An 18,895-nucleotide genomic window follows, 5' to 3' on the forward strand; every position below is an offset into this window, starting at 1 on the left:
CCACTATAATTATACCTCTAACTTGAATATTATTTCTGTATATCCTATTCCAATTCTGTCATTATGTCTAAGACGATGTCTCTTTATCTTTACAGCATTAACCCTGGTTCCTCCCTTACTAACCAAATCATAGAGAATGTACCCCTCTTTTTCAGGCCTGATTTTTGCATGCAGTCTGGATGCCCTGGGCTCTTTAATCCTAATGTCACAGGTATCGCTCCTTCCAATAAAAAATTCTTTATCAGAGTGCAATTTATGCTCTTCTAAAAACCCATGCTGACTTCTAGCAATTAATCTGGCAGAAGGCAGGGAAAGGGCTTGTTCAACACTCCCTTCAGGAATTTTAGTGAATAATTCGTGTTTTTGTTCATCTATCTTCAACCGTTCTTTTTTTTCTTTAACAATATCTCTTCCTGCTTTGCCAAAATGGAATATGTAAAGAACTATCCAATAAATAAATAAAGCGCCTACTACAGGACCTATAATTAAGAAAAATAATCCTACAGGATGCTCTATTACGAATCTTTCAATTTTACTAACAGCAAAAGCATGCTGGCAAAATGCCAACACAATAAAAACCACACTTGAAATAAAAACCAATAACTTATGTTTCATATCGCCTCTGGATAAATTCTAGCATACAGCGTATAGGTGCGCAATAGAAAAGGGAGATTATTTTATCTTTAAAAATGCTTCTATAAATTTATCAATATGTCCATCCATAACTGCCTGGACATTTCCTGCTTCAGCGCCTGTTCTGTGATCCTTAACAAGAGTATAAGGCTGGAATACATATGAACGGATCTGAGAACCCCATTCTATCTTCTTCTTATCTTTATTGTATTCTTGCATTTCTTCTTCCTTCTTTCGCCTGTGGTATTCAACGAGCCGCGCTTTTAGAACTTTCATTGCAGTCAACTTGTTTTTAAGCTGAGAGCGTTCATTCTGGCATTGTGTGACTATGCCTGTTGGCAGATGTGTAATACGCACAGCAGAGTCAGTGGTATTGATATGCTGTCCTCCATGACCGCTTGCACGGTAAGTATCAATTCTTAGATCGTCTTCCTTAATATCAACATCAATTTCGTCTTCCACCTCCGCAATTACATCAACTGAACAGAATGAGGTATGTCTTCTTTTGTTCGCGTCGAATGGAGATATTCTTACAAGCCTGTGCACACCTATTTCCGAACGCAGGTAGCCATATGCGTAATCACCCTTAATCATAATCGTCACGGTTTTTATACCAGCTTCTTCACCTGCCAGAATGTCCGCGATCTCTGTTTTAAAACCTCTTCTTTCCGCCCACTTGATATACATTTTCAGCAGCATCTCTACCCAGTCGCACGCTTCCGTCCCTCCTGCGCCTGAATGAAGAGTCATAATAGCGTTATTTCCGTCATACTTACCGCTTAAAGTCAATTTCAATTCAAAACTTTTATAATCCTTCTCCAGTTTTTCAAGTTCCTCGGTAATCTCAGAAGAGATTGTATTATCCTTCTCTGATAAGGCGAGCTCAACCAGTTCTAAAGCGTTATCTGTTTCTCTAATGAGAATATCAAGAGGCGCAGTAACACCTTTTAGGATTTTGATCTGTTTTATAATACTGGCGGCTTTTTTGTTATCTGACCAGAAGCCCGGCTTTGAAGTTTCTTTTTCTAACTGCTTTATTTCTTCCTGTTTCTTGGGGTAGTCAAAGATACACCTTTGCGTGATCCAAATTTCCCCTCAATATATCCAATCTCTGTTTTAGATGCTCCATGCTAAACTCCAAAATACTTTAGTATTAAGTCATAAGGATTAAGAATTTAAGTAAAAAAACACCACACATTATAAACTTAATCCTTAGAGCGAAGCGTCTTAATCCTTAATCCTGCTTTTACCTTTCATAAATAACCGTGATCTTCCTCTCCCCAAGCACCTCGTCGTCAGTATCAAAAGTTCCGTTCCCATTCTTATCCAGAATTGACTGACCTGTGCAGATTATTTTGAACACATTGGATTTTGTTGTAATGAGGTTGGAGATAGGTTTGAATTCATCAATGTCAATGCCAGTTACATCAAGAATTTCGCCGATATTATGAAATGGTTTAGCATAGCCAACAATAGCGTTTGCTAGGGTAGAATCTACATCTTTTAGCCCCTGAAGTACAAGTGTGTTTGCTGTATTTATATTCAATCTTCCATAAGTCTTTGAGGCTGGTGTGAGGAGAATATAATCAAAGTATGTTGAGTCTGAACTAACATCTGGAGCCAGAAGAGCGACATTCAAAGTAGTATCTGATACAACAACCTGTCCAAACCTAGCGCCATAATCCGTGCCAGGAGTAATAATTGCAGTATCGTTGCCTACTCTCACCCTCATTGCCCCGCCTTCCCTGCCATAAACATACATGATATAGGTATCCGCTTCAAACCTATCTATCGTTGTGTACCATGTCCATGTATCCTCTGTTGAACTTGCTGAACTGGCTGCCTTAAACCAGTACAGGTCTCCGGGATTTGTAGAACGCGCTATCTCTGAGGTTGGTATTACCTCTGGAGAAGAGCCCCAATTTGAATCTGGATGATATCCAAACTCCGCGTCAAGCCGCCTTCCCGAAATAGTAATCCTGTCCGCAATATTCTTTATTCTTGCCTCAGTATCCCCAATATTAGTCCATGCAGTTTTGCTGTAGGATACATCCGCAATCTCTCCTATGTTTGCGAAAGGAGAGTTTTTAACTTTGATAGTATTAGATGAAGAATAATTGCTGTTTGCAGACGTTGGAGTTCCTCTGTCTGCACCTGTGTACACCAGCCATGTATCAAAAATTCCTGAATCATTCAGTACATCCGTTCCCAAATAAGTCGGGTCATTCCTTTCCATAGAATAAAAATCATTATCCTGTATTATCTGACTATCCCATAGAACCTGATCAACGATATGTCCCGCGGGATTGCCTGTGGTTGGGGCGATAGGTCCGTCATAAAGCCGCAGAGGACTATCCACTAAAACCGTATCACAAAGAATATCATCCAGAACGTCATTCGTAAAACCAAGCTGATAAACCCTAGCTGAAGTTGCGCTGGTATATGTATTTGTAAAATAGATACCGTTATTATATACCTCAGAACCGTTATCAATAGTTGAATCATCCCTATCTATTGCAAGAACTATTGTATCTCCACCGCTACTGTCTCCCATTGCAGCAATACTTGTCCCGCTTGGAATAGTCCCAACCTGACCATTTGGAAATTCAAGATGCCAGCCGTCCATTGTAACTGCATTTTCGGAAATATTCACAAGCTCAACATATTCGCAGTCCGGGGACTGGGAGAGGTCAACGCGGTACCATGTGTCAGTTGCGTTAGCCGTCTTTATATTAAGCTTGAATATTCCACCTGTGATAACTACTGTATCTCCAGTCGTTGTATCGGGTAGAGGTTTTCCTGTATTATCAGACCAAGAGCCAATTCCATCAGGATAAACAGAGTAATCTACATTTCCTCCAGAAAGTCCGTAAATACGTACTTTATATGTTCCATTAGTAATGCCTGACCAACTCCATATGCCAGTATCAAATGAAGCAGTTGGTTGGCTTGTCCAAGTAGAAGCAGCGTACGCCCATCCAGGACTACCCGAGCCGTCATCATTACATTCTGCAGTAGCAGGTGCATCCTCCCTGAACACAGGTCTTACCATAACCTCATTTATTCTTATGCCTTCAACGCCGTAGCGGGTAAGTACAATGCCAGTCGGGTCTTCAATATCAATTCGTGTTGAGCCGTTATCACGGTCTCTAAAATCAATTATGTTAACTGCCATCTGCGCAAGCTCTGCTGTTGTAGCAGAAGTTCCCCAATAATCAAAGGCGTCCCTCAGAGTTGAATATAATTCCATTGCAGAGCTTACTGCGTTGATGTTTAAGCGCGCAAGTCCTGAATCCGTAAGGTTTTTGTCAGAAGAAAAGGTCGTGATGTATGAATCAAACAAAGCGTATTCATCACCATCTATCCCTGCAAGTGAAACGATCTCGGCAGGAGTCAGATAAGGCGTATCAGCGCTGAGATTGCTGGAATCAGTGTATGGGCTGGCAATATAAAACTCTGCGGAATCATCTGTCCCCTCATCCCCTTCGTCAGCCCCATCAGTCCCAGCAGGGTCATTGTCTCCATCATTATCTATCCCGTCATTATTAAGTATGACACTATCTGCATTATCGTCATAACCCGAAATCCCGGAATGGCCATCTGTCCCATAGCGCACATTTATAATTTCTTGACCACTAACGCTGGCAACATCGCAAACAGGATCAATATTTATTTCGCCTGTCGTCCATCCTTCGTTTCCCAAAGAACCGTCCTTATAACCAGCTGTATTTATATTTATCTTGCCTGACTCATCCAGAACCAGAACAGCGTATCTGCCAATCAGGTGACCCTGCGAATCCTTCAGATATATCCAGTGAGAATCTGAGCCGGCAGGCATTCCTCCTAAATTACTAGAAACTATGTCATCATCATTGTTTACACATGAATCTGCAGTTAATTGGTTAAACTCTGAAGCGAAATTACTATTAATGCCAAAAAGAGGAGAATCATACCCCCAGTCATCCCCGTACCAGTCATATCCTTCATAACTGCAAAAAGCTGGCGGCTGATTAGATGGGTCGCCATCCTTTTTCAACACACCAATCGCATGCTGAATACCTGCTCTTGCAACATAATCCGCTTTTATCCCATTCATATAATTGGCTGCTGCGCGCTGGTCCATTATCATGCTGTATGAAAAAGCTGCAGCAATAGAAGCAAGAACAGCCATAATGGAGACAACTATTATGAGGGCAATACCATTTTTATTAGGGCAAATCCGAAATCCTAAATCCGAAATTCTAAACCCCGTTTTTAACATTTGTATTTTTGTCATTTGATATTGTTTCGTATTTCGTGCTTCGTGCTTCGAATTTAATGCTTTTGTAATCATTCTGCTCCCGGCATAAACACAGTGGTCTCAAATGTCTGAGTGTCTTCTCTCGCCTCTTCATCCCTTGTTTTGAGAACTATCTTTATTTTCTTTGGTAAGCCGTCAGCATATCCATCAATTGGATATTGATCCTTAAGAGAATCCCAGTTTACCTGGGAATCCGCATCAACATTGTTATAGTAATAATAAAAGCGAAGTCCTGCCACCGCAAGGCCAAGTGGATTATCATTAGTAGACCCGGAATATGTCTCATAAATAAAATCAGCAGTTACTCTACGATGCTGCATAAGTTCCGTGTCATCCTTTACCCAGTAACCTAATTCACACAGATCAGACTTAGTAGTGTTTCCAGACTCTTCTAAATCGGACTTTGGATATAGAGGAGCGACAAAAAATAGTTCATCCTTAGTGCTTCTTGTTCCCTTTACCTTAGATTCTGATTCATCCACTCCAAGCATGTATATCTTTCTCGCCTCATTGACCATTGCACAGGAGATCTCTCTTGACATCATTTCCAGAATTGCTCTTGCATTCTGATACCGCTCCATCCTCACATTGCCCTTTGTCCATGAATCAGTGCCGCCTTTAAAAATAGTGTAAATGCCTGTTATCAATAAAGCCAGAACTGCTGTTGTAATCATGATTTCAATCAATGTAAAAGCACGGCAGTCATTGGCTGTAATTTTTAATTTTGAATTTTGAATTTTGAATTTCATTTTACTTAACATAAAGCGTTGTAAATTCCTCAATTCTGGTATCGCCTCCATCATTGGAATAAATCAATACAGATGCCCTGTATAGATTCTCAACATTCATAAGATTATTAAGATTAGTAACTGTCCGTACCCATGAAAACGAAGGATATTCTGAAAAAATTGTGTTACTTGTTGTGCTGTCTATGGGTTTACTCTGCTCAATATCACTCATTTTCTGCTGACCGAGAAATGTCATCATTGTGTGATCACCAGCATGCTTGCTTGCCCTGAGACCTACAGGGAACATTTGAATAAGTCCAAGAAGAGCGATAGACAGAATAGCCATTGAAATAACAAGTTCAAGAAGACTGAAAGCACGAGTAGAGCAAATCCGAAACAAATTTAAAATTCTAATTCTCAAAATTCTAAACATTATCTTCGTTTCACTCATTATTCTCTACTCGTTTTTATCCTGCCTGTAATTCCTGTTATTCCAATACATGAGGTGTCTTCATGTGTTCCATCACTAATCAAAATTGCTGACCCATCAGTCTTTGATGCCCCACCTGTAGGTGTAAAATAAATGTATTTTACAGTAAGAGCAGCTGGATCTGAATCATTCGGAAATGGAACCCCATTAGGACTGTATACAGGCAAACCTCCAGTTACTCCATCTGTCATAATTATTGTCTTAGGCAAAGTTTTCCAGTTAGTTACAGAGCCTCCTTCATCATAGTCATCAGGATCCCAGTAAATTTTTACCGCGTATCCAAGGTTGTGTGCATCCGTATTGAAGTTAAAAAGAACCGCGCACTTTTTTCTTCTCTTTATCGCATGACTGCGCGCAGTGCGAAGAACGGAAACAACCATCTGCGCTCCGCTCTTTATCCTGGAATTTCTTGTAAACTGGACAAAGGAGGGGATTGCCGCAACAAGCATAATGCCCATGATTGCAAGCACTATCATTAATTCCACTGCTGTAAAAGCGCGAGTAGAACAAATCCGAAATCCGAATATCGAAACTCGAAACAAATTTAAAATTCTAATTTTCAAAATTCTAAACCCTGTTTTGAACATTTGGATTTGGGTCATTTGATATTGTTTCGTATTTCGTGCTTCGTGCTTCGAATTTAATCTTTTATTTGCCATTCTTAGTCTGTCCCCGTATCCCAACATGTTATATCATCATCTCCACCACTGTCATTGGTTTTATCTTTACCATAAGACCAGAGATCATAACTACGATTATTAAGTGGATTATGGTAAGTAGCAGAGGTGTCTCCAGGGGCTCTATATTGATATTTTGTTCCATAAGGATCATTGGGAATATCCTTTGAAAGATAAGGTCCGCGTCCATTAGTTCCTACTGCCTGTAACATTCTCTCTAATTCAGGGATATTTCCATTTACATTAATACTACCATGTAAGTCTTCTCCACTTTGCCCTGGATATATCCCATAATCCGTCTGATACATTGCTAACGCGTTCTCAAGGCTGTGAATGTCCGCTCTTGCACGTGTTTTCTTCGCCTTGTCAATCTGCTTCATAAAGTTCGGCATTACAATACCTGCAAGAAGCACAATGATGCCTATTACAACCAAAAGCTCAATAAGCGTGAACCCCGCCCCGAAAGCTTTCGGGACAATTTTTAATTTTGAATTTTTAATTTTAAATTTCATTTCCCCTCCTCTAAAAATTAATTGTCTCTGATATGCCCTTGCTGCTTCCATCAGTTATTGTGTAGCTGCCTCCTTCCTCTGCTGGTGTATATACATAATCTCCTCCCCAGGGATCTTTCGGAACTGCTTTGCTTAGATATTTCCCCGATACAAGAACAGCAATGCTCGCAGGAAGGTCTCCGCCATTATCAGCTCTGAAAAGATCAACGCTTTTTCTTAAGAGCACCACATCTGCCTGCGCCTTTCCCATCTTGGATTTCTCAAGTCCTTTAAAATAATTAGGCACTATTATTGAAGCAAGCAATGTGATAATTGCCACTACAACCAATAACTCAATAAGGGTGAAACCACGGCAGCCTGTCCCGAAAGCTTTCGGGACAATTTTTAATTCTGAATTTTTAATTTTGAATTCCATCTCCACCTCCTTTTCATCCCCATATTACTATAAAGCAACATTTATGCCAAATATTATTAAAAGCAAATCCGAAATCCGAATATCGAAATCCTAAACAAATTCTAAATTCAAATTTTCGAAATTTCAAACTGTTTTGAATTTTGTATTTTGGTCATTTGATATTGTTTCGTGCTTTGTGCTTCGAATTTCGTGCTTTTCCCTTCCCATGTGTGCGGTTTTTCTCACTGGCAAACTAACAGTAAAACTTGTTCCCTTTCCAACTTCCGATTGAACGGAGATATCTCCATTAAGACTTTTTATTAATGACTTACAGATGTAAAGTCCAAGTCCTGTCCCCTTTCCCGTCTCTTTTGTAGAAAAAAACGGAGTAAATATTCCCTTTAAATTTTCAGGCGCAATCCCACAGCCTGTGTCAGTGAAAACAATTTCTATTCGAGATGCCTCTGCGTCAGCATCTGTATATATCGTAAGTCTCCCACTATCTCCCATAGATTGATAGGCATTAGCAATTATATTCAAAAATACCTGTTTCAACTGATCTGGGTTGGCTTTTATCTTTGGTAATCTTATAGCATATTTTTTCTCTACTTTTATGCCTGAAAATTTCTGAATGTCCTCTGATTGGCTCTCAAAAGAACTCAGCGTATCGTCAAGCACCTCATTAACATCAATCATATCCACATCCTTATCCTTGGATACTGAAATTCTGGAAAACTGGAGTAAATCAGTAACAAGTTTATTAATGCGGTCTGTTTCTTGAAAAAGAATTCCAATTTGCTCTGATACTCCAGAACTCTGCTTCTTAAAAGCATTTTTGAGAAAAAACGCTGCATTATTAATAATCGCAAGAGGATTCCTGATTTCATGCGCCAGCTTTGCCGATATTTCTCCCATAGAGGAGAGCTTGTCCCGCTCCATAAGTTCAAACTCTGTATCAAGCAATTCCTTGTTGAGCTTCTTTAGCTCTGCCGTCCTATCCTCTACTCTTTTTTCTAGCTCCTGAGACCATTTTTTAAGCTGTTCCCTTGAGTTAACAAGGGGTTGCAAGCTCCTCTCTTGAATAAGGGGTTCTTGAACAGGGGGTTTAAACCCCCTGTTCAAGGCTGTGGATTGCAACCCTTTGTTCAAAGATCCAAATATCGGCTGAATGATAATTTTCCATATAAAGATAGAGGCAACAACCCCCAGAGAAAAAAAGATAACTGCAATAAAAAAATCCCTGTACTGAAGAAGAGGAGCCTTCCATACAATCACAGCAACGTATATAAGAAAAATGGCTAACCCGGTTAGTATAAATAGGTATGCAAGCCGCGAAAACAGAGAAAAAAGTTTATCTTTTAATTCCATATAACTTCATCTTCTCATAGAAATGGCGCCTGCTTATGCCGGCTTTCTTTGAAGCAAGGGATATATTTCTATTTGTCTTTTTTAATATATTGATTAAAAACCCCTTTTCAAAGGCAGTTCGTGCTTCACGAAATTTCTCTCCTGTAATTGCAGGGATGTGGGCAGGTTGAAAACCTATCCCCGCAGGCAAATCCTCAGGAAGAATACATGACCCTTCCTGCAAGGTTACTGCGCGTTCAATTACATTTTCCAGCTCTCTAACATTACCCGGCCAGTCAAAATTTACAAGCAAATCCATGGTTTCAGAAGAAATTCGTTTAGGCACTACTCCCTTGGATTTTAGGGGATTATACTTTTCTAAAAAGTGCTTTACTAAAAGAGCTATATCATCTTTCCTTTCTCTAAGAGGAGGCATGTCAATAGCAATTACATTTATTCTGTAATATAAATCTTCCCTAAACAGGCCCTCTTTTATACGGGCTTCTAAATTCTTGTTAGTTGCGCTTATAATCCTCACATCAACCTTAATTTGCCGAGTCCCTCCCACTCCTCTAAATTCTCCATCCTGAAGAACGCGCAATAATTTCATCTGTGTGTCTAAAGAAAGATCTCCTATCTCATCAAGAAAAATAGTCCCTTTATCAGCCGCCTCAAATATTCCTTTTCTACTGCTTATAGCACCTGTAAATGCGCCTTTCTCATGACCAAATAATTCACTTTCCAACAGATTCTCCGGCAAAGCTCCGCAATTTATAGCAAGAAACTTGTTGTTCTTACGCTGACTGTTATAGTGAATTGCACTGGCTATTAACTCCTTACCAGTTCCGCTCTCCCCTCTTATTAGTATAGCAGCATTGGCTTTAGAGACCTTTTGCACCAGCTGATAGACCTCCTGCATTTTCTTATTATTCCCTATTAATCCCCTAAAGCTAAATTTTTCTTTCAGCTGATTATGTAAATACGAATTTTCGCTTATCAGCTTTTCGTGTTCTACCGCCCTACGCACAGAGAAAAGAATCTCCTCTGGCATGCATGGTTTCTTTATATAATCATAAGCTTCAAGCTTTACTGCATCAATTGCTGAATCCACTGTAGCATGCCCTGTAATAATTATAACAGGCGTTTCATTGTTCTTCTTTCTCACGGTTGACAACAGAGTCATTCCATCCATACAAGGCATCTTTATATCAGTGATTATTAAATTGAATTGCTCGGTATCTAAAATTTCTATGGCTTCTTTTCCATCGCCACATACTCTGACATCATAGCCATGCTGATGAAGGATAGCAGAAAGTGTCTTCTGCATATTTAGTTCATTATCTACAACTAAAATTCTTGATTTTTGCATAATATTTTAAAATTCGAAGCACGAAATACGAAACAATATCAAATTACCAAAATACAAATACTCAAAACAATGTTTTGGATTTTGAAAATTCGAATTTAGAATTTGTTTCGAGTTTCAATATTCGGATTTCGGATTTGTTCATTCCTTATACAATCGCTGTAGCCAGCTTAATTAAGGGTAAGAATAACGCAACAACTATAAAACCCACAACCCCCCCCATACCTACAATCATAATTGGCTCTATTGCGCTTGTCAAAGCTGCTACTGCGGCATCTACTTCTTGATCATAAGCATCTGCTACTTTAAGCAGCATCTTATCTAAGGCTCCTGTTTCTTCTCCAACATCCACCATATTGGTAACCAGCGGCGGAAATATCCCGCTTGCTTGAAGGGGGCCTGCTATTGATTCTCCTTCTCTGACACTATCACGAACAGACGCCATTGCCTGAGCTATCACGTCATTGCCTGATGTATCCTTTACAATTGTAAGCGCCTGAAGTATTGGAACCCCGCTTCCGATCAGGGTTGCAAATGTTCTTGCAAATCTGCCAATAGCTGTTTTTCTGGCCAAAGGACCAATAATAGGGATATACAATTTAAGTTTATCTGAATAATACAGCCCTTTCCGTGTTTTTCTAATAAGCTTGTATATTATAAATAGTCCAACTAATGATCCTAGAACAACAAGAATATTTCTCCAATCCTTGAAAACATCCGACATTTTTAGCAGCATTACAGTAGCGCCCGGCAACTCTGTATTAAAATCTTCAAACATCTTTTTAAAGGTTGGTATAACTACTATAATCAAAAAAGTAAGTATTCCTGCAGCCGCAACAGTAACGAGTATAGGATAAACCATAGCAGATTTAATCTTCTTTTTTAATGCTTCCTCTTTTTCTGAAAACTCGGCCAACCTTTCCAAAACTGCCTCTAAAATCCCGCCAACTTCACCAGCTTTTATCATATTAACAAAAAGTTTTGAAAAGCTTTTGGGATATTTGGTAAGCGCATCTGAAAACGTAGCACCTCCTTCAATATCTGCAGCTATCCCTGAGAAAGTTTCTTTCATAATACCAGGTTTAGCCTGATCCTTCAGAACATTAAGACTCCTCAATAAAGGAAGCCCTGCGCCAAGCAAGGTTGCCAATTGTCTGACAAAAACTGCTAACTGTCTGGGTTTTATTCTATCACCAATTCCTGGCAGTTTAATCTGAATATTCATACTTGTAGGACTACCAGCCTTTGCTGATTTAGCAGATGTTGAAGTACCAGAAGCTGGAGACTTTTCATAAACCTTCGTAGGGAAATATCCCATATCTCTTATCTGGGATATTGCCAAAGTAGAAGTTTCTGCCTCAACACTTCCACTTATCTCTTTACCGCGATTATTCATCGCAACATAAGCATAAACAGCCATATACTATATCTCCACTCCCTGTGTCTCTCTTGCTACTTCCTCAATGGTAGTGATGCCCATCCATATCTTCCTTAATCCATCTTCCCTCAACATTGACATCCCTTTTTCGTGAGATTTTTTTCTAAGGTCACCAGCAGTTGCCTTATCAACAATAAGAGTTCTTATTTCATCATTAACAACAAGTATCTCAAAAATACCTATTCGCCCCTTATATCCAATACCATTGCATATTTCGCATCCTTTGCCCCTATAAAACTTCTTGCCTTTCACGTCCCCAGACTTAAGTCCAATTAAGGATAATTCTTTCACATCTGGAGAATACTCTTCTTTGCAGCTAGAACATATTTTCCTAACAAGTCGTTGCGCAACAATAGCCTCCAGCGTTGATGTTATAAGAAAAGGCTCAATGTCCATATCAATAAGCCTGACAATCGTACTAGCTGCATCATTAGTATGTAACGTGCTCAGCACTAAATGCCCTGTAAGTGAAGCCTGAATAGACATTTCTGCAGTCTCCAGATCGCGGATCTCTCCTACTAAAATCTTATCAGGATCCTGTCTCAATATACTTCTGAGACACTTGGAAAAAGTTAAACCTATATGGGCCCTTATTTGCACTTGTATAATACCTGCCAAATCATACTCAACAGGGTCTTCTGTGGTAATTATCTTGTCTTCCGGAGAATTAATTTCTCCTAAAGCAGAATAAAGAGTTGTAGTCTTGCCACATCCTGTTGGGCCTGTGACGAGAATAATGCCATTAGGCTTTTTAATTAAATTTCTTAATATCCTTAAATCTTCCTCTAAAAGCCCTACCTGCTCCAGAGAGAGCATAACGGCTCCTCTATCCAATATCCGTATCACAACACTTTCTCCATGAGTTATTGGTAAAGTTGATATACGAAGGTCTACTTCTCTTCCACCCATATTAAGCTGGATTCTTCCATCCTGGGGCAATCTTCTCTCTGCAATGTCCATTCCTGCCATGACCTTAATCCTGGAAGTTACTGCTAAAGCCAAATGCCTAGGCGGCGGAATCATTTCATAAAGCATTCCATCCACACGATATCTGATCTTAAATTGGTCTTCAAACGGCTCAAAATGCAGATCACTAGCCTTATCCTTTATTGCCTGAATAAGCACTAAATTAAGCAATTTAACTACAGGAACCTGATGCGCAAGCTCCTGAAGAGTTGCTACATCATGAACATCTTCATCCTCATCCTCAATGCTCCCCTTGATTTCTATGGCTCCTGTTTCCATGCCTTTTAACACGTCCTGAACAGTCTCTGTTTTTTCCCCATAATATTTAAAAATAGCCTCTTCAATATCTTTCTCATTGCTTACCATACCCCTTACTTCACATTCTAACATGAACCGCAAATCGTCTAAGACGTTAATATTTAAAGGATCCGACATAGCTATATACAGAATATTCTCTTCCATTTTTACAGGAATAATCTTATATACTTTCGCGATTGGAGCTGAAACCTTTTCCAAAACTTCTGGAGGGATATTCATTTCAGGTAGATTTGCAGCAGGCATTCCGGTTTGCGCCCCTAATGTAGACAAGATATCTGCTTCTGTCACAAAACCAAGATCTACCAAAATTCTGCCAAGCAAGCCGCCGGATTTTTGTTGCTCATTCAGAGCAAGTTCTAACTGCTCAGATGTTATTAGCCCCTTCTCAAGTAATAACTGTCCAATAGGCTTCTTTTTGCTAGACATTTCCCGTCTCTCCAGCCTTCGCTTCAGCATCTGCTACACTATAACAACGCGTAATATACTCTTCATAGCTTATTATTTTACTGTTGTAAAGCATTGTTAGAGAATCATCCATTGTTTTCATGCCAAGCTTTTTCCCTGTTTGAATGGATGAAATTATTCTATAGCTCTTCTTTTCCCTTATTAAATTCTTTATAGCTGAAGTAGCAACCATTATCTCATAAGATGCTATTCTTCCCCCTGTGGTTCTAGGAATCAATTGCTGGGAAATTACTGCCACAAGAGACTCAGACAATTGTGTCCTTATTTGTTCCTGCTGCGCAGTAGGAAAAGCATCTACTATTCTGTCAATTGTAGCTGCAGCGCCTGTTGTATGCAAGGTTGCAAATACCAGATGCCCAGTTTCTGCGGCTGAAATAGCTGCCTCCATTGTAGCTAGGTCTCTCATCTCTCCCACCATTATAATATCTGGATCCTGTCTTAGTGCCCTGACAAGAGCTTCGGAGAACGAAGGGACATCCACCCCCAATTCTCTCTGAGACATAACACCATTGTGATGAGTGTGGTAATACTCTATAGGATCTTCAACTGTTATTATATGAGCATCTCTATTTCTCGCTATATAATCAATCATTGTGGCAAGTGTTGTTGTCTTACCACAACCAGTTGGACCAGTCACCAGAATTAGACCACGCTGTCTGTACATAAGCTGTTTAACTTGCTCTGCCAATCCTAGCTCCTCAAATGTCAGAAGCTTCATAGGTATAAGTCTCATTGCAATTGAAGTATTCCCTCTTTCTTTATAAATAGCTACACGGAATCTTGCTATATCTCCAAAAGAAAAACCAAAATCTGTTCCTCCCATCTCTTGTAATTTTTGCTGATGATGTTCTGAGGTAATACTTTTCATTAACTTCTCCGTGTTCTCGTTTGTCAGCTCCTCAAAATCAAGAACATCCAGTCTTCCATCTATGCGCAAAACAGGAGGCTTACCTACTACTAAGTGTATGTCAGAAGCATTCCTGTCTACAACGATTTTCAGCAGTTCATTCATCTCCATTTTATACTGCTCCTTCCAATTCTACATCTTTTTGAGTTACTCGTTCCACCTCAGAAAGCGTAGTCATTCCAATTACAACTTTCTCCAATCCGTCTTGCCTTAGAGTCTTCATACCAAATTCACACGCCTTTTCTCTAATTTGTGAACTTGAAGCCCTCTTAAGAATCAACGCACGAATTTCACTATTAAGCACAAACAATTCGAAAATACCTATCCTCCCTTTATAACCTGTATGAGAGCACTTTGGACACCCTTTACCTTTATAGAACTGTGTTTTACCCATATCTTTTTTCTTAAATGCCCTTTCTAATTGTAAAATTTCATCTTCCCTTGGAGTGTATGTTTCTTTGCATTCTGGGCAGATTGTTCTGACCAATCTCTGTGCAAGAACTGCCTGAATCGATGAAGCCACCAAGAAAGGCTTTATTCCCATATCAATAAGCCGTGTTACTGCGCTGGGAGCATCATTAGTGTGAAGCGTAGAGAACACCAGATGTCCTGTTAAAGCAGATCTTATAGCAATTTCCGCTGTTTCATTATCGCGAATCTCTCCAATCATTATAATATCCGGAGCCTGTCTCAATATAGACCTTAAAACATTAGCAAATGTCAGTCCAATTTCGCTTTTTACATTAACCTGATTGATCCCTGTTAATTGGTATTCAACAGGGTCTTCAACTGTTATTAATTTTCTGTCCGGCTGATTTATCTTATTGAGAGCCGCATAAAGAGTTGTTGTTTTACCACTACCTGTTGGACCTGTGACAAGAATAATACCATTAGGCGATGCAATCAGAGATTCAAATCTTTTCATATCCTCCTTTAAAAACCCAAGTTCAGCCATGCCCAGTAATAAACTGGTTTTATCGAGGATTCTTAATACGACACTTTCCCCATGTATCGCAGGCAGTGCCGATACACGCAAGTCAATATCTTTCCCCAATAAAGTTAATCCTATTTTACCATCCTGAGGAAGTCTCTTTTCTGCAATGTTCATACCGGACATAATCTTGATACGGGAGATCACGGATTTCTCCAGTCTCTTAGGAGGAGCGGGTACTTCATGCAACACTCCATCCACACGATATCTTATTCTAAATCTATCCTCTAAAGGCTCAATATGTATATCGCTTGCTCCGGCACGAAGTGCTTCCAATATTAATAAACCGACCAATTTTATAACTGGCGCTTCATCAGATATCCCTTCTTCTTCCTCGGCAGCTTCACCACTAACAAAATCTATGTCCTGTTCACTCAACTCTTGAAGCATGCTGTCAATTGTTTCTTCCCTGACACCATAATATCTTTCCAGGGAACTTTCAATCTGTTCTTCTGTAGCTAACAATCCTTCAACTTCGCAATTCAGTACTATTCTTAGATTATCCAATGCAAGAAGATTCAGTGGACTAGCCATAGCAATTGTTAAAGTATTATTTTCAAACTTTAAAGGTACAATTTTATGTTTTTTTGCGACTGATGAAGGAACTTTATCTATCACTTCCTGCGCAACATTATACTCAGATATATTTATCGTTTTCAGACCGAATTGCGAAGCTAATGCCTTACAAAGCCCTTCACTATCTATATATCCAAGCTTTATTAGTATATTCCCAAGTCTTTCACCTGTCTGCCGCTGCTCCGCTAAAGCAGTCTCCAACTTCTTTTCTGAGATCAAACCTATGTCCTGAAGTATTTCTCCCAGAAATTTCCTTCTATCTTCCCCCACTTCGCATGCCTCCAAAATTGGTCGTGCAAATTCTACCTAAAGAAACACATAATGTCAAGAATGGCGTGTGCATATAATTACTCTCTCAATGCCTCCGTAGTCTCTGACAATTTCGGGAGTAAAAAATGTGCCTCTTAAGGAAACAAGTTTTTTAATTCCTTCAACCTGTCCATATCCTATTTCCATAATAAGAAACCCATTTGGTTTTAAAAATTCCTCTGCACCTTTAACTAGTTCAGGATAAAAATCAATACCATCAGTTCCACCATCAAGAGCGATTCTAGGTTCGTATTGCTTTATATCAATAGGTAATTTCTCAAAATCCGATGAAGAAACATAAGGAGGATTTGATACAATAAAATCAATCTTTTCGGCGAGGTTTAGACCATCAAAACTCTTGAACAAGTCTCCACAAAGAAATCTTATTGACTTTTCTACTTTGTTTTTTTCTGCATTTTTTTTGGAGATATTCAATGCATCTTCCGAGATATCAGAAGCATAGATCCTGATATTCTGACTTTTGGCAAGAGCAACTGCTATATTTCCACAACCTGTTCCCATATCAATTGCTACCCATTCTCTATTTGGTTGAAGCGCCATCTTCTTTAACGTTGCTTCAATTAATGTTTCAGTCTCAGGCCTAGGAATTAATACTTTTTCATTTACCTCAAAATCAATGGACATAAACTCTTTATGCCCTATTAAATACGCAATTGGTACGTGCTCTGACCTTTTTAAAACAAGTTTTCTAAAAATGTCTATGGTGTGTTTTTTAAGAATACTATCCCAATTAAGATATAAAAATATTCTTTCTTTCTTTAAGAGATATGATAGCAAAACCTCTGCATCCAAACGAGGAGAGGGAATATTATGCCTTGCAAGATAATCTGTTGTGCGAAGAACTAATTCTTTAATCTTCAATCCCGCTTAAAACCCACTGATAATTCAGCTTCTATCAATTCATCCATATCACCTTGAAGAAAAGCCTGAAGCTTATGAGAAGTAAAATTTATGCGATGATTTGTGATTCGCGCTTGGGAAAAATTATACGTGCGAATCTTTTCGCTTCTGTCTCCTGTACCAACTTGTTTTTTTCTATCCTGAGAAATCTGCTTTTGCTGATCTTCCCTAACTTTATGGAGCAGGCGTGCTCTTAATACTCTCATTGCCTTAACTTTGTTTTTATGCTGTGATCTTTCATCCTGACATTCAACAACTAGATTCGTTGGTATATGGGTTATTCTAACTGCTGAGTCTGTTGTATTGACATGCTGCCCTCCAGCTCCTGATGCCCTAAATGTATCAACTTTTAATTCTTGCGGATTTATTTTAATTTCAACATCTTCAGGTTCAGGAAGCACTGCCACAGTAACTGTAGATGTGTGAATGCGGCCGCTGGTCTCAGTAACCGGAACCCTTTGAACACGATGTGTTCCACTTTCAAATCTCAATCTTCTGTAAACATTCTTTCCTTTTACCGCAAAAACCACCTCTCTAAAACCGCCCGATTCTCTTGAATGCGATGACAAAATTTCTATCTTCCATCCCTTCTTTTCAGCATACTTACCATACATACGAAATAGGTCTTCAGCAAAAAGACTGGCTTCATCTCCACCAGCCCCACCCCGTATTTCCATAATAATATCTTTGTTCCAATCGCGCGCCTCCGGATCCAGTAATACCCGTAGATTATCCTCTATCTTCTCTTTTTTAGCTTCCAAATCCGCTATCTCTGATTTAACTAGTTCTAGAAAATCCTTGTCTTCAGCGGGGTTTGAGAGAATCTCTTTGTGCTTCGATATATCATTCAAAATTTCCCTATATTTTTCATATTCCTTTATTGTGTCCTTTATATCAGTGTATTCCTTGGCATACTTCTGATATTGGCCTCTATTAGATATAATTTGAGAATCACTCATTAACTCAGTAAGTTCATCACCCCTCTTTTTAATATTATCTAATTTGTCTAATAACATAATACTCCGTTGAAAGAAAATCCGAAATCCTAAATCCGAAACTCGAAACAAATCCTAAATTTAAATTTTCGAAATCCAAAACATTGTTTTTGAGCATTTGTATTTTTGTTATTTGATATTGTTTCGTATTTCGTGCTTCGTGCTTCGAATTTGCCCTTTTTTATTTAGAGATTATATTTTTTCTTAAATTTGTCAACTCTTCCAGCACTGTCAATAAACTTTTGTTTACCTGTGTAAAAGGGATGACACTTTGAACAAATTTCTACTCTGATATTTTTTTTTGTAGAACGTGTATTGATAACTTCTCCACAGGCACATGTAATAGTAGTCTCATAATATTCTGGATGAACACCTTTTTTCATAATAGTTTTTCCCTTATTTTGTTTTAACTGGAGATAATGATAACATACACTTTATATCGCTTCAATTACTTATTGACTGAAACTACTAACAAAGCTATTATAGCTTTGTTAATTCTTAGTTTTGAATTCTTAATTTTTAATTGCCTTTTTAATTCAAAATTTAAAATTAATAATTGATA

General features: G+C 38.8%; 17 protein-coding genes. All 17 read right to left on the reverse strand.

Annotated elements, in window-relative coordinates; translation table 11 throughout:
- Positions 1-9: 9 nt before the first annotated feature.
- The 17 genes from KKC91_04515 to rpmE all read right to left on the reverse strand — a co-directional run bounded on the left by KKC91_04515 (position 10) and on the right by rpmE (position 18,716).
- A complete protein-coding gene (locus tag KKC91_04515) occupies positions 10-615 on the reverse strand; it encodes an FHA domain-containing protein (GenBank protein ID MBU0477813.1) in 606 nt (201 codons plus the stop codon).
- Between the two features lie 57 nt (positions 616-672).
- Positions 673-1,762, reverse strand: a protein-coding gene (gene prfB / locus KKC91_04520; GenBank protein ID MBU0477814.1) for a peptide chain release factor 2 whose coding sequence is annotated in 2 segments (ribosomal slippage) — positions 673-1,695 and positions 1,697-1,762 — 1,089 coding nt in all. Because the reading frame shifts where the segments join, the coding sequence is not laid out codon by codon here.
- 117 nt (positions 1,763-1,879) lie between these two features.
- A complete protein-coding gene (locus tag KKC91_04525) occupies positions 1,880-4,966 on the reverse strand; it encodes a hypothetical protein (protein MBU0477815.1) in 3,087 nt (1,028 codons plus the stop codon).
- On the reverse strand, positions 4,963-5,682 hold the full coding sequence (locus KKC91_04530) for a prepilin-type N-terminal cleavage/methylation domain-containing protein (GenBank protein MBU0477816.1): 720 nt from the start codon (positions 5,680-5,682) through the stop codon (positions 4,963-4,965). The genes KKC91_04525 and KKC91_04530 overlap by 4 nt, the downstream gene beginning before the upstream one ends.
- A gap of 1 nt (position 5,683) precedes the next feature.
- Positions 5,684-6,112, reverse strand: coding sequence for a prepilin-type N-terminal cleavage/methylation domain-containing protein (locus KKC91_04535; protein MBU0477817.1), 429 nt, complete (start codon positions 6,110-6,112; stop codon positions 5,684-5,686).
- Positions 6,112-6,627: a GspH/FimT family pseudopilin gene (locus KKC91_04540; protein MBU0477818.1), complete on the reverse strand. Its 516-nt coding sequence runs from the start codon at positions 6,625-6,627 to the stop codon at positions 6,112-6,114. The genes KKC91_04535 and KKC91_04540 overlap by 1 nt, the downstream gene beginning before the upstream one ends.
- Positions 6,628-6,812: 185 nt before the next feature.
- The gene (gspG, locus tag KKC91_04545; GenBank protein ID MBU0477819.1) at positions 6,813-7,340 is read right to left on the reverse strand and encodes a type II secretion system major pseudopilin GspG; all 528 of its coding nucleotides are present in this window, start codon (positions 7,338-7,340) and stop codon (positions 6,813-6,815) included.
- Between the two features lie 10 nt (positions 7,341-7,350).
- Complete coding sequence (locus tag KKC91_04550; protein MBU0477820.1) at positions 7,351-7,755, reverse strand: type II secretion system protein GspG; 405 nt, start codon at positions 7,753-7,755, stop codon at positions 7,351-7,353.
- Between the two features lie 123 nt (positions 7,756-7,878).
- Entirely contained in the window at positions 7,879-9,102 is a 1,224-nt protein-coding gene (locus tag KKC91_04555) for a hypothetical protein (protein ID MBU0477821.1), read from the reverse strand.
- Positions 9,086-10,450: a sigma-54 dependent transcriptional regulator gene (locus KKC91_04560; GenBank protein ID MBU0477822.1), complete on the reverse strand. Its 1,365-nt coding sequence runs from the start codon at positions 10,448-10,450 to the stop codon at positions 9,086-9,088. The genes KKC91_04555 and KKC91_04560 overlap by 17 nt, the downstream gene beginning before the upstream one ends.
- A gap of 145 nt (positions 10,451-10,595) precedes the next feature.
- Positions 10,596-11,867, reverse strand: coding sequence for a type II secretion system F family protein (locus KKC91_04565; GenBank protein ID MBU0477823.1), 1,272 nt, complete (start codon positions 11,865-11,867; stop codon positions 10,596-10,598).
- A gap of 3 nt (positions 11,868-11,870) precedes the next feature.
- The gene (gene tadA / locus KKC91_04570; protein ID MBU0477824.1) at positions 11,871-13,595 is read right to left on the reverse strand and encodes a Flp pilus assembly complex ATPase component TadA; all 1,725 of its coding nucleotides are present in this window, start codon (positions 13,593-13,595) and stop codon (positions 11,871-11,873) included.
- The gene (locus KKC91_04575; GenBank protein ID MBU0477825.1) at positions 13,588-14,652 is read right to left on the reverse strand and encodes a type IV pilus twitching motility protein PilT; all 1,065 of its coding nucleotides are present in this window, start codon (positions 14,650-14,652) and stop codon (positions 13,588-13,590) included. The genes tadA and KKC91_04575 overlap by 8 nt, the downstream gene beginning before the upstream one ends.
- A gap of 1 nt (position 14,653) precedes the next feature.
- Entirely contained in the window at positions 14,654-16,378 is a 1,725-nt protein-coding gene (gene gspE / locus KKC91_04580; protein ID MBU0477826.1) for a type II secretion system ATPase GspE, read from the reverse strand.
- 54 nt (positions 16,379-16,432) lie between these two features.
- Positions 16,433-17,299 (reverse strand): peptide chain release factor N(5)-glutamine methyltransferase, encoded by an 867-nt coding sequence (gene prmC, locus KKC91_04585; GenBank protein MBU0477827.1) that lies wholly within the window; start codon positions 17,297-17,299, stop codon positions 16,433-16,435.
- Positions 17,296-18,354, reverse strand: coding sequence for a peptide chain release factor 1 (gene prfA, locus KKC91_04590; protein MBU0477828.1), 1,059 nt, complete (start codon positions 18,352-18,354; stop codon positions 17,296-17,298). The genes prmC and prfA overlap by 4 nt, the downstream gene beginning before the upstream one ends.
- 164 nt (positions 18,355-18,518) lie before the next feature.
- The gene (gene rpmE / locus KKC91_04595; GenBank protein ID MBU0477829.1) at positions 18,519-18,716 is read right to left on the reverse strand and encodes a 50S ribosomal protein L31; all 198 of its coding nucleotides are present in this window, start codon (positions 18,714-18,716) and stop codon (positions 18,519-18,521) included.
- Between the last annotated feature and the right edge of the window lie 179 nt (positions 18,717-18,895).

The sequence above is a fragment of the bacterium genome (assembly GCA_018812485.1).
In the GTDB taxonomy this organism is placed as follows: Bacteria; JAHJDO01; JAHJDO01; order JAHJDO01; family JAHJDO01; genus JAHJDO01.